Below are 12,576 nucleotides of genomic sequence, written 5' to 3'. Positions count from 1 at the left end.
GCCTCAAACGTGAGCGCACCGATCGGCGACTCTTCGCCACCCGCGATGAAGCGAGAGCGTGTGTGATCGACTACATCGAAATGTTCTACAACAGCCAGCGCCGCCACTCCTATCTGGGCTATGTCAGCCCAGCAGAGTTCGAGGCAAAGGCGAACGCAGCTTAACAAAGTGTCCGCTGGGACTTGACCACTACATCCTGAGTCCGTCGTCGATCCTTTGGAGCTGACGATGATGTAGGCGCCGCCTTGTTCGGCGAGCGCGCGGATGCTTGGTCGCAGCTGCGGTGGGCCACCGCCGTCGGATTTCTGCGCCGGTCGCATCTCGTCGGCGATCTTGCTGGCCGGCATGTCGTCCGCTTTGGCCTGGAAGCCCGTGCCGGACCTCGGAATGAAGCCGGAGATCTGGCTTCCGGCAGGCAGCTCGACACGGACATCGATACCGCCGTCGGCGGCAATCTGGTTGCCTCCATAGAGCACTGCACTGAGCGGTAATCCTCGACGTCTCAGATCAGCGCGGCACAAACAGGCGATGAGATGACGAAGAGACTCATCGTCGAGGTCTTTGATGTGATCTGGGGAGATGTCGAAGATAGTGTGTTGTGGCATCTGGGTGACTCTCCTTGTCAACTCCGGTCAAGCAAGGTCCAGGTCGAATCCGTCCTTGAAGGGATTCTCGATGTGTAGCGTGCCCAGCACTCTGCCGTCTTGGAGATCCTCAGTGAGGAGTCGTGTCACTCCTGCGGCCCTGGTCGTTTCCACGATCATGGCGTCCCAAAAGGAGAAGCTTGCCTCCTCTTTCAGGCGCATGGCTCCGCGCAAAGCGCGGCCATCCGCGACGACTACAGGAAACAGCTCCATCCAATCCTTGGCCATGGCAGCTGCCTCCTCTACCGGCATCTTCTTCTTTCGCGTGACGGCGTGGAAGAACTCGGCCAACGCTTGGAGCGTCAAAACGCAATCCTTGTCAGCGAGTGCGTCCATAAGCCTGCACGCCGCGTCATGCTTGAGTCCTGCGTCGGTATCGATGCTGTAGATGAGAATATTGGTGTCGATGCTGAAGCGCGTTTCGCTCATCAGTCGCGCTCATGGAGGGTGTTTCGATCGACTCTAATCCCGCCGAGCTTATACCCACGACGCATCCGTTCATTCAGCCGCTCGCGGGCAGCCTGTTGCGCCTCGGAAAGGCGGGATGCCGGTTCGATCGGCATCAGCCGCGCAATGGGCTTGCCGCGCCGGGTGATGATGACCTCGGCACCCTGCTCGACGCGCTCGAGATAGCGTGACAGATGTTGATTTGCATCGCGGATGGAGACGATTTCCTGCATTTCGCTGCCTTGTGGGACATTCTACGTTAAGGGAAGACTAGACCAGTCCGCATGCATGGGACAAGCACAAGTCAGCTGAGGTAAGGGTTTCCAATGCCATAACTTCGAACCCTGTGCCCAGACATTACATGCCGTTCTGGGAAGCTCGAGGTAGCCTATCCGCTTAGTTGTGCCCGCGAGTCAACGAAGGGTGCGAACCCAACGCTTCGCAGAGAGGTCAACGACCGGAATGCGGCGCAAAGGAGGCGCTGATATCACTACACCGACTGACTGTTCACTGGGGCGCTTCCGTCACCTGGTGAAACAAGCTGAGCGGCAGGTATCCGCGTCGAGCAGTCGCTATCGCAGATTGAGCCTGGTCGTTCATGGCTGCTCTATGCCCGCACCCGGAATGTGCAGAACCTGAGCGGGGTTTGGTTCCGCTGCTCAGAGGCTCATTTCCGCCAACCGTTGAATCCGACTTGCCCTTTAGCGGCTGATTGGGGGGCAGCTTCTGAAAGCTGCCTGATGGCCGGCAGTTACTGACCCCCGACAAAACCCGCGACGTACCACGGTTTCCACGCTTCAGGCGGAGGTCTGCATCACCAGGCGCCAGAGTTCGTGCAGGTACTGGACATCCCCGTGTGCCCGGTGCTGGAGCGGTGCGGCTTGACGGGCCTGGTGCCGCAGCTCGCCTAAGCGTTGCCTGGCCTCGGGGCTCGGCAGGGTCCTCTGTAACTGCCCCAGCAGCCAGTCGTCCAGGCTGAGCGGCGACAACTGGAAGCTCGCGCACTTCCAGGCGGCAGCGAACAGGACCTGCAACCACGCCTCGTCATAGACCGGCGCGTCGGAAAAGACCGTCAGCCCCGCCAACTGCTCGTTCATGCGCGCGCAGACGCAGGCCGGGGACTTCCCCTCAGCCAGCAACAGTTCCCGCCGGATACCATGCAGGCGCTCGGCCTGCGGGTGCCAGTCCGTCCACTGCGGAACGGATGCAGGCGAGATCAGATGGCTTTCTATGGCCCCGTCCGGTAAGGCCCAGGCCACTTCGATGGGATAGGAGGCCGACGCCAGGCTGGATGCCTCGATATCGAGCACCACGGGCGGCTGTGCCGCCAACAGGGGGCCGTCAGGTGTCGTCTGGTCACGCGGATCCATCGGTGGTCCTTCGTTCGACTAGATCTGGTGGTTGATTGCTGTCGTCGCGTAGGCGGCGATGCGTTTGATGACGTGGGTGCGGTTTTCGATCGCCTCGGAGGCGGGAACCTCGAAGACCTTGAGCGAGGACGGGAAGGACTCCGCGATCTGGGCAAGCGCCTGGTAATAGTCTCCCGGTGCCGTGAAAGCATCCGCCGTGGAGAGTCCCAGGTGGTCGGCGGTGAGGAAGGAGAGGTGATCGTCCTGAAGACCTCCGTTGGCGTGGAGGTGGAAGTGGATGCGTCGCCCGGCCAGGTCGAAATCGCGCAGAAGCCCCATCCACTCGGCCAGGGTGCGGGTCGACCAGAGCTTGGCGTGACCGATGTCAAAGCAGAAGTCGACCCCGTCGAGTTCAGCCGAGGTGATGGCTTGGAACAGGGAACGGTAGAAGGAGAGATCGTGATAGGTGTTCTCGATGTGCAGCCCGAGCGCGTGGTCGGCGCAGGCCGCGACGGCGACCTTCAGGCCACCCAACAGATGCGTCAGAACCTCGGCTTGGCGCTCGCGTCGCACCGTCATGGGGTAAGGCGAGCAATGGGTGATCACGTCGCGGGCACCCAGACGGACGGCTTGCCCGAGCTGTTCGCGTAGCGCCGCCTCGCGTCGCTCCAGGCCGAAAAGGCCCAGGCGCCGATGGTCGAGATGCACCACCACCGGTAGCCCTGACTCGCGCAAGGACTCTTCGAGGAAGGCGAAGGACTCGCCGTCACCGGTGTAAAGCCCAACCTCGACCGGAGTTCCCAGCGCCAGGGCACTCGCCACAATCGGCTCGAGTTCGGCGCGTGAGCTGTCAATGATCTTGTAACCGAAGCTCGACATGAACCATCCTCACAACAACGTTTTGACCGCGCAGCATACCCGGCGAAGCTGACCAGCGGATGAAGTCTCTCCCCTGGGGTTGAGCATTCGCGGCCTGAGAGTAACTGGCTGATTGGGAGCTTCTGAAAGCTGTCTGACAGCCGGCTGTTGCCAACGCGGCAGCGCTCGTCCCGGTGCCGACCGCAAACCGGGCTCCGGTGCCTACGGTGAGCCGACCCAACCCGTGCGGGTGCCGGTGAGCGCACTGGCGGCGGTGCGCGCCTGGATTGCCGCCCGTCCGCTCGGGCGACGACCCGATGAGGCGTTGGGCTTCACCCCGTCGCCCTCGCGGCTGCCCTTGCCGCTCTACAACTCGCGCATCGCTGCCGGGTTTCCCTCGCCGGCAAACGATGACATCGAGGCGAGTATCGATCTCAAAGAGCACCTGGTCCAACATCCGGCCGCGACCTTTTTCGTCCAGGTCCAGGGCGAGTCCATGACTGGTGCCGGGATCCACAACGGGGATCTGCGGGTGGTCGATCGCGCCCTGGAGCCCCGATCGGGCGCGATCGTGGTAGCGGTGGTCGATGGCGAACTGACGGTGAAACGCCTCAAGGTCGAGGGCGAGCAGGTGTGGCTGATGGCAGAAAACCCGGCCTATCCGCCGCTGGAGATCCGTGACGGCCAGGAGCTGTTCATCTGGGGCGTGGTCGCGCATGCCGTGCACTCCTTCTGAACGTCGACCATGTTCGCCCTGGTCTTGCTGCCGGATCTCGTCGGGGCCGATCAAGGCCAGTCCGATCTCTTCGTCGATCCGTCCTCGCAGCAAGCCACCACGCGGCGCATGGACGCGCTCGACGCGATCAACCGCCGCTTTGGGCGGGATACCTTGCGCTTTGGAGGCGAGCTGGTCGGGAGCGGCTGGCATCGGCGCGCCCGGATGGCCGCGTCGAGGTCGACCACCAGTTGGACGGCGCTACCGTGGGTGCGGGCGATCTGACGCCAGAGCACGCTCATCAGATGCAGTCCCCCTCTATCTCCACCGTGGTGTCCTGATCCAACTCGCCCAGGGCCACCAGCGCCCGCGCTTCCGTCGTGAGTGGGTGGAAGTCGCGTCGGAGTTGACCGATGTGGTGGAGAAGCGCCCGCAGCCGCGCACACTGAGGCTCGTAGTGGAGGATCAAGGCTTCCTCCCAGCGTGTCAGGCGACCAAAGCTGGCGAGGCTGTACTGCATGCGGGGACGACCGTGCTTGTCCTTACCGCGCCGGAGATACTTCGTGCGCTGCTTGCCCTGGACCCGATACCACTCGATCTGAAACATGCCCGGCGCCGAGGTCGTGGCCGTCCTGACGCGCAGTCCGATGCGTCCCCGCTCGCTGGGCTGGCAGGTGCGACGTTCCCGCAGCATGGCCTCCGTGTAGTCGGTCTGTAGATCGAGTGCTTTCTCCCTCAGAACCTCCAGGATCAAGGCGCAGCGTTGCTCCACCTCGGTGTCGAGCCCCGCGATCTGCTGTAGGAGCCAGGCGTCGCGGCAGTCAGGCTCGGAATCGCCGGAGGTCTCCTGGCAGTCAGACCAACCCATTGACCTCGGCGTATTGCGATCAATCATGGTTGTTGCACTCACCCTACCCTTGTCGCGGACCGATCATTCACCCTGCCCCCGCCACCCTAGTATCTAGGGTGGATGTGGGTGGGGCATCCACCCCACCCGCCCTGCTTTTCCACGCGCGTCAGCGACCGCTGCCGGGGTCAGTTCCGCACCCTGCGCAATGGGTTTGCAGACATCAACCTTCAGCCCACAGCCCGACGCCACCGACCGCAGTCGGTGCGACCGATTGCGCATCACCTGATCGTCAGGGACTGGCTCGCGCTGATGCCTAGCAGTCTATGCAACAGAAATGCCTGCTGTCAGGCGGAAACGGTTCATTCGCGGAATAACCGTTTCTCCCGGACAGGGACCCCGCGTGTGAATAGGATCAGACGCGACGAGGAAAAGGCGGTGGTCATCACCCGGACACGCAATGGACCTGAAGCGGACCCTCTTTGGACGTGAAACGGACAGCAAACGGACGCGATGGTCTCTCGGTCAATGCCGGTATTCCGAACGGTGGCGAGTCGGCGCGCAACGTCAATCCTCGCCGTCAAGTTCCATTCGCTCTACGACAGCGCCTCTCAGACCAGCCCGCGAGCGCCAAAAGATGAATGCCTCACAAAACGATCTCCCATCCACTGCGTCAGTCCTGGAGGCACTGGCAGACGCTGCAGAGACCAGGCAATCCAAGGCCGGCGCCTTCGTTTACGTCCATGGCCACTTGATTGTCGAGTGCATGCAAAGCGGTTACTGCGCCGCGCAGATCTATCGTGGACTCGACGATCTCGGCTTCCATCCGCCCATGAGCGAACGCCAGTTCCGCCGCTATGCACGACAGCTCAAGCGGCATCTGGGCTTGGTGACGAACATGTCCCGGCACAGCCGCCAGCGGCGTTTGCCGGCACCCGACCACAGCCGTGATCAGGAAACAAGATCGCCGAACGCCTCAAGTGATCCAGCATCCTCGCCGCCCAACGGGTCAGGGAAACAGTCGACCATCGTCCGGCCCACGACCTTCGACTGGGATCCGACCGCGAACATTGACGATCTCAGTTAGTGGAAACCCTAGATGGCAGCGTCCAGCGACCCTGGCCAGGCACCGCAGAATGCGCTTGTCGTCAAACACCCAGACCGCATCGCCCTGCCCTTCGATCGCCGCGAAGCCAACATATCCCAAAGGAATCCGCCCATGTCTGAGCTTTACATCACCCTCCAGGCCAAAGGCGGCGTCGGGAAAAGCTACGTCTCCTCGATCCTGGCGCAGTACCTCCTCGAAGCCGGTGTACCGGTGCACTGCATCGATACCGACACCACCAACCCGACCCTGCTCCGCTACCAGCCGCTGCGCTGCGAATACCTCAAGCTCGCGGAGGAGCATGTGGTAAACCCGCGCGCCTTCGATCGGCTGGTCGAGATTCTTTCGGCTGCAGATGAGACAACGCACTTCGTCGTCGATGTCGGCAGCAACGGCTTCCAGCCCTTCATGGCTTATGCGGTGGAGAACGATCTCTTCGCGGTCCTGGAGGGGTTGGGCGTGCGAGTGGTCATCAACTCCGTCATCGCAGGCGGACCAGATGTGGCCGAGACCCTGAGCAGCACCAAGGCCGTCCTGGACCACACGCGGGTACCGACCCTGATCTGGCTCAATGCGCACCTGGGTGCATTGGAGCATCGGGGGCGCCCGGTCGCCGAGCTGGACCTCTTCCGACCATTCGCGGAGCGTATCCTCGGCTGGATCACCCTACCGAAATACCCGGCGGCTACCTTCGGGCAGGATGTGGAGCAGATGCTGAAGGCACGCTGGACCTTTGACGAGGCGATCGCCCAACTTCGGCTGATGCCACAGATGCGCATCCGCAGGGTGAAGCAGGACCTCTGGTCGCAGTTGGATCGGGTGTTTGCCCCTGGAGATCACCGGTAACGCCTTTCCCTCGACCTCCCCACCAAGATCGGCGTGTTGGCGAATGCTCGGACCAATGCAAGGGCGACGCGGAAACATTTCTGCCTTGAAGTGATTCGGGCGACCCTTCAAAACGGAAACGGATCGGCGCTGTACGACAATCTTGCTACCCGAGGAATACGGATGCTGCCCGTGCGCAACAGCCCCATCACTCGGGCGCCTCAGGGTGCATCTGCAGGAACGCATTCTCCGACACCACGCGAGGCACCAGACGTCCGGTCTTACCCGCGACCATCCGCACGATCTGTCGATCCCCATTCGGTCCATGGCTCACATGAACCGGCAGGTCATCTCCATAGAAATAGAGCCGGTCGAAGTGGGTGTTGGCAACGATCCATTGCGCCACGTCCAGCATGCTCTCGTCCTCGACGAGGAAGTCCACCGCCGCGCCGAGACGCTCGCACACCGGCTTGCCCAAGCGATTGTGCTCGTGGGCCACGTGCTGATCACGCTTCGGGTCGATGCGTCCGGGAATCTGTTTCGCAAGCGCCGGCGAGCAGAAACCATAGGTCAGCCGGATCATCCCGAAGTAGTCAATGACCGGATCCAGCACCTGCTCCGCCAACTCGACGAGCGCGTTGTAGCTCTCGGGCTGCTGCGGCCGATTGGGCAGCCCCTTGCTGGCCTGGGTTTCGCCACATTCGATGAGCTGGCGGAAGGTCAGGAAACGTCCGCAGGGGTCATTGAGCTCCGCCAGGGTCAGGGCGCGCACCAGTTCGAACCCCTCAATCGTCCAGCGATGCCGCGCCAACGTCTCCAGGAAAACCCCGGGCGGTGGACCATAGCCGCTGAGGTCGAACAGCTCCCGCGCATCGAGCGCCTGCTCGAAGGCGATCTGCTCCGGGTAGCTCGGAAATTCCTCGTTGATGAAGCGCGACTTGTGGAAGAGAAACGGCGGATCGTACTTCTCGCCATAGGCGAAGCGTTCGTTGAGAAACAACGCCAGGAGGACACTGGCATCCGCTTAAACCATCAATAGCGCGCCCCATCGCGCAGTTGACGGACAAACTCTCCGGCGCTCTCCGTTTGCGGGGGACTGTGACGCGACGAGGGCCCGCAATTCAGCACGCAGCGTTCGGGCTTGTTCTGCGGATATCCTTTCCGGCGGTGTCACACCGTTCAACTGTACAAACTCGATAAACTCCAGCACTTCGGCGGCTTGGGTCTCCGGCATGTTCTTCACGACCTCATAAATGCGCTCGGCGGTATTCATTGTGATCCACCTTGTTCTGATTGATGTTTTAAGGATTTCCGAAAAAGACTTTACCGATTTTCCGTTCGTCCCCTGGCCGCTTGTAAGCGTCTCGGTTCGATTGACCCACTTCAAGCGTCTGACCGCCTGACGAATCGCCACCGCCGTAAAAATCAGGATGACGGATGTCGGCAACCCAAACGTCGGCGCTATCAATTTGGCCCGTAACTCCGCGAACTTGATGCGATTGCCCGTCTACTCTGCCTGCTCGAAGCCACCTGATTCGAGTTAAAATCCTGCACCATGAAAGACATCATTGGCAGTTACTACGACCAACACGCCCAAGCGTTCGTTGACGACACCCTGACGGTCGACATGACCCCTCTGTACAGCCGCTTCCTACCGCTGCTGCCGCCGACGGGACACATCCTAGACGCCGGCTGCGGTTCCGGACGCGATGCGCATGCCTTTCGCGATCTCGGCTACCAGGTCAGTGCCTGCGATGCCTCGCCGACGCTGGCCCATCTCGCCTCGGTCCATTGCGGGCTGCCGGTTCAGGTCATGCGCTTTCAGGAGATCACATGGCAAGAACGCTTCGACGGCATCTGGGCCTGCGCCAGCCTGCTCCATGTCCCACAGGCCGAGCTGACGGACGCGCTGTCACGTCTGTCCGCCGCGCTGAAACCGGCGGGCCTGCTCTATGCCTCGTTCAAATACGGCCAGGGCGAGCGCGAACACCGGGGCCGTCGCTTTACCGACCTGGATGAACCGGGCCTGGCGGAGCTTCTGCGACAGGTTGGCAATTTGGTCGAATTGGAAACCTGGACTACGGGCGATCTGCGCCCAGGGCGCGAGGCGGAACGCTGGCTCAACACCCTGCTGCGCAAACCGGGATCGGCGTGGCCCAGTACCTGACCACGGGCGGTGCCCGCGACCCCTTCCTGCCACACCTGCTGGGGGCAATTCGTCAGGCCACCGAGATCGATTTGGCCGTCGCCTTCATCAAGTCCAGCGGACTCGCCCTGCTCTACCCGGCCCTCGTCGACGCCATTGAGATCCGCGGGGTGCGCCTGCGAGTGCTGACCAGTGACTATCTGGATGTCACCGACCCTCATGCCTTGCGCCGTCTTCTGCTGCTGGCCGAACGCGGAGCCGATATCCGCCTATTCGAGACCGATCGGCAAAGCTTCCATCTCAAGGCGTATATCTGCGTGCGCAGCCAGCAGAGCCAGACTCTCTGGGGTGCGGCCTTCATCGGATCCAGTAACATCAGCCGCACGGCCCTGACCGACGGAATGGAATGGAACGTCCGAATCGACCAGGTGGATGAGGGAATGGACCTCGCCGCCGGGCGCTTTCGCGAGATCCGCGCGGAATATCAGACACTCATCGATCATCCGGCTGTCCGTTCGCTCGACCATGACTGGATCGATGCCTACGAACAGCGTCGCCAACTCCTGCAGCGTCTGCCCATCGCTCCCGGCAGCGATGAACCCGAGGAGCCGCCCCCGCAGCCGACCAACCTTCAGCAGGAGGCGCTGGCGGCCCTATCCGAAACACGCAGGATCGGTTTTCAGCGTGGCCTGGTCGTCATGGCGACCGGGTTGGGCAAAACCTATCTCGCGGCCTTCGACAGCGAACGGATGGGGGCCAGCCGCATCCTCTTCGTCGCCCACCGCGAGGAGATCCTGCTCCAGGCCGAAGACAGCTTTCAGCGCGTACAGCCACGGGCGCGGATCGGGCGCTACGACAGTGCCCGGAAGGACATGGATGTCGACCTGCTGTTCGCCTCGGTGCAGACCCTGGGGCAGACCCGACACCTGGAAGGCTTCGCGCCGGATCACTTCGAGTATGTCGTGGTCGATGAATTCCATCACGCCGCCGCCCCCACCTATCGGCGATTGCTTGCGCACTTCCGCCCGCGCTTTCTGCTGGGACTCACCGCCACCCCCGAGCGTACCGACCAATCCGACATCCTCAGTCTGTGCGATGACAACCTGGTCTACAGCCGGCATCTGTTCGATGGGGTCGAACTCGGGCTGTTGAGCCCCTTCCACTATTTCGGCATCTTTGACGAGACGGTCGACTACCAGGAGATCCCCTGGCGCAATGGACGCTTCGATCCCGAGGCCCTATCCAACAAGCTCGCCACCCTCGCCCGCGCTCGCCATGCCCTGCGACACTGGCGGGATAAAGGGCAGCAGCGCACCCTGGCCTTCTGCGTCTCGCGCCGCCACGCCGACTTCATGGCTGAGCGATTCCAAGGCGAGGGGATACGCGCCGCCGCCGTCTATCAGGGCTCGACGCTGGAACGAAGCGCCGCCCTGGAACAACTGGAACGCGGCGACCTTCAGGTGATCTTCTCGGTCGATCTCTTCAACGAAGGGGTCGACCTGCCAGCCATCGACACGGTCCTGATGCTGCGCCCGACCGAGTCCAAGGTGCTCTTCCTCCAGCAACTCGGACGCGGACTGCGCCGCCACCCAACGAAAGCGCATCTGGTCGTGCTCGACTTCATCGGCAACCACCGGGGCTTTTTGAACAAGCCCCAGGCCCTGTTCGAGGTCGGCAGCAGCTATAGCGAGCTTGCCTCCTTCGGGCGCCGCGCGCGCGATGGGGAGCTGAAGCTGCCCGCAGGCTGTTTCGCAAACTATGACCTGGCTGTGATCGAGTTCCTGATCCGTCTCCAGGGTCGAGGTCCAGCCGCACACTATCAGGCGCTGCGGGACTCATTGGGCCGACGCCCGACCCTGAGCGAGTTTTATCGCAGCGATGCCAACCTCCCAGACCTGCGCCGCCAGCACGGCCAATGGTGGGCCTTGGTGCGTGACCAGGGGGATCTGACGCCAGAGGAAACGGAGTGTCTCGCCAAACATGAAGCGTTCTTGCGCGAGGTCGAGACGTCCAACATGATGAAGAGTTTTAAGGCGGTCCTGCTGGAATCCCTATTGCATAACGACGGCTTTCGCCAGCCACCCCGGATCGAAGATCTGGCAACCCAGGCACTGGAGGTCTTTCGCCGCCGACGCCACTTCGTTAGAGACATCCGGCAGGATCTGCAACAGATCGACAGTGTCGATCCCAAAACATGGTTGAAGTACTGGAAGAGCAACCCCGTCAATGCCTGGATCGGCGGCAACAAGAAGACTGACGCTGCGACATGGTTCGAACTGAGTGACGGCTATTTCCGCCCCACCTTCCAGGTCAGTGACGATGAAATGGAGACCTTCCAGGCGCTGGTCCAAGAGCTGGTCGACTACCGGCTCGCCACTTACGAGCCCCGCCTCACGAAAGCAGCGCCAGCCGACCCCGTCGAGTCAACCAAGCACTCGGCTGACATCATCCCCATCCGCCAGCCGATGGCACAGGAGGACGAGGGTATCCGGCTGCCCTTCTTCCCCAATCTGGGCATCGCCTGTGGCCACTTCCGCAGTGGTCGCACCGATGTCGAGACCACCTGCCGCATTGGCGAGAACCACGGGCGGCTCGATCCGACAAGGCACTTCGTCGCCCGAGCCGTCGGCGACTCCATGAATGGCGGCAAACAGCCGATCCGCGACGGCGACTATCTGCTACTGGAACTGCTCGACCCCAGCCGGGCCGGATCCATCACTGGCAGTCTCGTCGTGATCGAACGCCAGGATGTCAGCGGCGAAGATCAGTATTTGCTCCGGCGAGTGACCAAGGGTGAGAGTGGCCAATACGTGCTCAGGGCGGCGAATCCGGATTATCCCAACGTCGAGGCGACAGAGGACTTGAGGACCTTGGCGCAACTGCGGGCCACACTCGCATCGAGCGAGGTCCAAATGAACGACGATCGAAGCAAGGCCACATAGACCGAAACCCCTAGACGACGATCCGCATAGCGGTCTCAGGCCGCATTCTGAAACGGCTCAAATCGCTCAGCGAGTCGTCCCGATGGGCACTGATTCGGCCTATCCGTGCGCTGGATCTGCGCCCAGGTGCCGACCGTCGGCACCCAGTAGAGCAGCTGAAGCGATGATGGCAACGCCGCGAGCAGGAGGAGCAGATACCAACAGCGGACCTGGACGGGAAACGCGGTCAGGCTGCGGGCGCGGAGCGCGAAATGGTTCAGCCCGGCTCAGCTTTGACCCCGCGCCAGAAGGCGACATACCCCTGGATGTTGGAGGCGGCCGACTTCGGCTCGGGATAGAACCAGGCGGCATCGGCGTTGCGCTCCCCGTCGACCACGACATGGTAGTAATGGGCCTCCCCTTTCCAGGGGCAGCGCGTGCGCGTGGGACTCGGCTCGAGAAACGCCTGTTTGACGGATGCGGGCGGAAAGTAGAGATTCCCTTCCACTTCCTCGACCTGATCGCTCTGCGCGATCACCTGGTCTTTCCAATTCGCCGTGGCCATGGTGGGTCGCCTCGTTGGGTGGTCGGTGTTCTTGGACATCGCGTCCTGGCACCACGTCTTCAAGGGAACGCCCCTCAACAAGCGGCGAGGCGGTGATGCATGGCCACCGCAACGCGGTCGCGTTGAACGACCGCCTGCCGCGCCGTCACGTTCC

General features: G+C 62.3%; 16 protein-coding genes. 8 read left to right on the top strand and 8 right to left on the bottom strand.

Going from position 1 to position 12,576, the window contains the following annotated elements:
• A partial coding sequence (locus THIDRDRAFT_RS16135; protein ID WP_040845101.1) for an IS3 family transposase occupies nucleotides 1-164 on the top strand: 164 nt, incomplete at its 5' end.
• Between the two features lie 81 nt (nucleotides 165-245).
• Nucleotides 246-491 carry a hypothetical protein gene (locus THIDRDRAFT_RS16130; protein ID WP_040845100.1) on the top strand — a complete coding sequence of 82 codons (246 nt, stop codon included), beginning with the start codon at nucleotides 246-248 and terminating at the stop codon, nucleotides 489-491.
• Nucleotides 492-632: 141 nt separating this feature from the next.
• Here the strand turns inward: THIDRDRAFT_RS16130 and THIDRDRAFT_RS16125 are convergent, their stop codons facing one another.
• From THIDRDRAFT_RS16125 to THIDRDRAFT_RS16110, 4 genes are all read right to left on the bottom strand, one after another.
• Complete coding sequence (locus THIDRDRAFT_RS16125; RefSeq protein WP_007041951.1) at nucleotides 633-1,073, bottom strand: PIN domain-containing protein; 441 nt, start codon at nucleotides 1,071-1,073, stop codon at nucleotides 633-635.
• Nucleotides 1,073-1,324, bottom strand: a complete 252-nt coding sequence (locus THIDRDRAFT_RS16120) for a type II toxin-antitoxin system Phd/YefM family antitoxin (RefSeq protein ID WP_007041950.1) — start codon at nucleotides 1,322-1,324, stop codon at nucleotides 1,073-1,075. Before THIDRDRAFT_RS16120 ends, THIDRDRAFT_RS16125 begins: the two co-directional genes overlap by 1 nt.
• Nucleotides 1,325-1,888: 564 nt before the next feature.
• Complete coding sequence (locus tag THIDRDRAFT_RS16115) at nucleotides 1,889-2,461, bottom strand: 3'-5' exonuclease family protein (protein ID WP_007041949.1); 573 nt, start codon at nucleotides 2,459-2,461, stop codon at nucleotides 1,889-1,891.
• A gap of 18 nt (nucleotides 2,462-2,479) precedes the next feature.
• Nucleotides 2,480-3,319 (bottom strand): TIM barrel protein, encoded by an 840-nt coding sequence (locus THIDRDRAFT_RS16110; RefSeq protein WP_007041948.1) that lies wholly within the window; start codon nucleotides 3,317-3,319, stop codon nucleotides 2,480-2,482.
• Between the two features lie 112 nt (nucleotides 3,320-3,431).
• Here THIDRDRAFT_RS16110 and THIDRDRAFT_RS16105 point away from each other — a divergent pair, with 112 nt between their 5' ends.
• Together THIDRDRAFT_RS16105 and THIDRDRAFT_RS16100 are read left to right on the top strand one after the other, a co-directional pair.
• Nucleotides 3,432-4,034 (top strand): LexA family protein, encoded by a 603-nt coding sequence (locus THIDRDRAFT_RS16105; RefSeq protein ID WP_245535870.1) that lies wholly within the window; start codon nucleotides 3,432-3,434, stop codon nucleotides 4,032-4,034.
• Nucleotides 4,035-4,043: 9 nt separating this feature from the next.
• On the top strand, nucleotides 4,044-4,298 hold the full coding sequence (locus THIDRDRAFT_RS16100) for a DUF4113 domain-containing protein (protein WP_007041946.1): 255 nt from the start codon (nucleotides 4,044-4,046) through the stop codon (nucleotides 4,296-4,298).
• Nucleotides 4,299-4,314: 16 nt separating this feature from the next.
• Here THIDRDRAFT_RS16100 and mobI read toward each other — a convergent pair whose 3' ends face one another.
• Entirely contained in the window at nucleotides 4,315-4,881 is a 567-nt protein-coding gene (gene mobI, locus THIDRDRAFT_RS16095) for a conjugative transfer protein MobI(A/C) (RefSeq protein WP_216725644.1), read from the bottom strand.
• A gap of 616 nt (nucleotides 4,882-5,497) precedes the next feature.
• Between mobI and THIDRDRAFT_RS26215 the strand changes: the two genes are divergently transcribed.
• A complete protein-coding gene (locus THIDRDRAFT_RS26215) occupies nucleotides 5,498-5,947 on the top strand; it encodes a hypothetical protein (protein WP_007041944.1) in 450 nt (149 codons plus the stop codon).
• A gap of 132 nt (nucleotides 5,948-6,079) precedes the next feature.
• Nucleotides 6,080-6,811 carry a nucleotide-binding protein gene (locus THIDRDRAFT_RS16085; protein WP_007041943.1) on the top strand — a complete coding sequence of 244 codons (732 nt, stop codon included), beginning with the start codon at nucleotides 6,080-6,082 and terminating at the stop codon, nucleotides 6,809-6,811.
• 187 nt (nucleotides 6,812-6,998) lie between these two features.
• On the opposite strand, the gene THIDRDRAFT_RS16080 is transcribed toward THIDRDRAFT_RS16085, so the two are convergent.
• Together THIDRDRAFT_RS16080 and THIDRDRAFT_RS26530 are read right to left on the bottom strand one after the other, a co-directional pair.
• A complete protein-coding gene (locus THIDRDRAFT_RS16080) occupies nucleotides 6,999-7,790 on the bottom strand; it encodes a hypothetical protein (RefSeq protein WP_007041942.1) in 792 nt (263 codons plus the stop codon).
• 24 nt (nucleotides 7,791-7,814) lie between these two features.
• Complete coding sequence (locus THIDRDRAFT_RS26530; RefSeq protein ID WP_216725643.1) at nucleotides 7,815-8,237, bottom strand: hypothetical protein; 423 nt, start codon at nucleotides 8,235-8,237, stop codon at nucleotides 7,815-7,817.
• A gap of 108 nt (nucleotides 8,238-8,345) precedes the next feature.
• Between THIDRDRAFT_RS26530 and THIDRDRAFT_RS16070 the strand changes: the two genes are divergently transcribed.
• Together THIDRDRAFT_RS16070 and THIDRDRAFT_RS16065 are read left to right on the top strand one after the other, a co-directional pair.
• A complete protein-coding gene (locus tag THIDRDRAFT_RS16070) occupies nucleotides 8,346-8,957 on the top strand; it encodes a class I SAM-dependent methyltransferase (RefSeq protein WP_007041940.1) in 612 nt (203 codons plus the stop codon).
• Entirely contained in the window at nucleotides 8,942-11,878 is a 2,937-nt protein-coding gene (locus THIDRDRAFT_RS16065; RefSeq protein WP_007041939.1) for a DEAD/DEAH box helicase family protein, read from the top strand. The genes THIDRDRAFT_RS16070 and THIDRDRAFT_RS16065 overlap by 16 nt, the downstream gene beginning before the upstream one ends.
• Before the next feature lie 256 nt (nucleotides 11,879-12,134).
• On the opposite strand, the gene THIDRDRAFT_RS16060 is transcribed toward THIDRDRAFT_RS16065, so the two are convergent.
• On the bottom strand, nucleotides 12,135-12,422 hold the full coding sequence (locus THIDRDRAFT_RS16060; protein WP_007041938.1) for a DUF427 domain-containing protein: 288 nt from the start codon (nucleotides 12,420-12,422) through the stop codon (nucleotides 12,135-12,137).
• Nucleotides 12,423-12,576: the final 154 nt, after the last annotated feature.

Origin of the sequence: Thiorhodococcus drewsii AZ1 (genome assembly GCF_000224065.1) — a bacterium.
In the GTDB taxonomy this organism is placed as follows: domain Bacteria; phylum Pseudomonadota; class Gammaproteobacteria; order Chromatiales; family Chromatiaceae; genus Imhoffiella; species Imhoffiella drewsii.
The sequence above is the reverse complement of the archived record's forward strand: the minus strand, read 5'-3'. Positions and strand labels throughout refer to the sequence as shown.

Bases quoted from the DNA above. Each gene is read 5' to 3' on its own strand.
- THIDRDRAFT_RS16085 (WP_007041943.1), top strand. From the start codon at position 6,080: ATGTCTGAGCTTTACATCACCCTCCAGGCCAAAGGCGGCGTCGGGAAA.
- THIDRDRAFT_RS16125 (WP_007041951.1), bottom strand. From the start codon at position 1,073: ATGAGCGAAACGCGCTTCAGCATCGACACCAATATTCTCATCTACAGC.
- THIDRDRAFT_RS16120 (WP_007041950.1), bottom strand. From the start codon at position 1,324: ATGCAGGAAATCGTCTCCATCCGCGATGCAAATCAACATCTGTCACGC.
- THIDRDRAFT_RS16100 (WP_007041946.1), top strand. From the start codon at position 4,044: ATGTTCGCCCTGGTCTTGCTGCCGGATCTCGTCGGGGCCGATCAAGGC.
- THIDRDRAFT_RS16070 (WP_007041940.1), top strand. From the start codon at position 8,346: ATGAAAGACATCATTGGCAGTTACTACGACCAACACGCCCAAGCGTTC.
- THIDRDRAFT_RS26215 (WP_007041944.1), top strand. From the start codon at position 5,498: ATGAATGCCTCACAAAACGATCTCCCATCCACTGCGTCAGTCCTGGAG.
- THIDRDRAFT_RS16110 (WP_007041948.1), bottom strand. From the start codon at position 3,319: ATGTCGAGCTTCGGTTACAAGATCATTGACAGCTCACGCGCCGAACTC.
- mobI (WP_216725644.1), bottom strand. From the start codon at position 4,881: ATGGGTTGGTCTGACTGCCAGGAGACCTCCGGCGATTCCGAGCCTGAC.
- THIDRDRAFT_RS16060 (WP_007041938.1), bottom strand. From the start codon at position 12,422: ATGGCCACGGCGAATTGGAAAGACCAGGTGATCGCGCAGAGCGATCAG.
- THIDRDRAFT_RS16115 (WP_007041949.1), bottom strand. From the start codon at position 2,461: ATGGATCCGCGTGACCAGACGACACCTGACGGCCCCCTGTTGGCGGCA.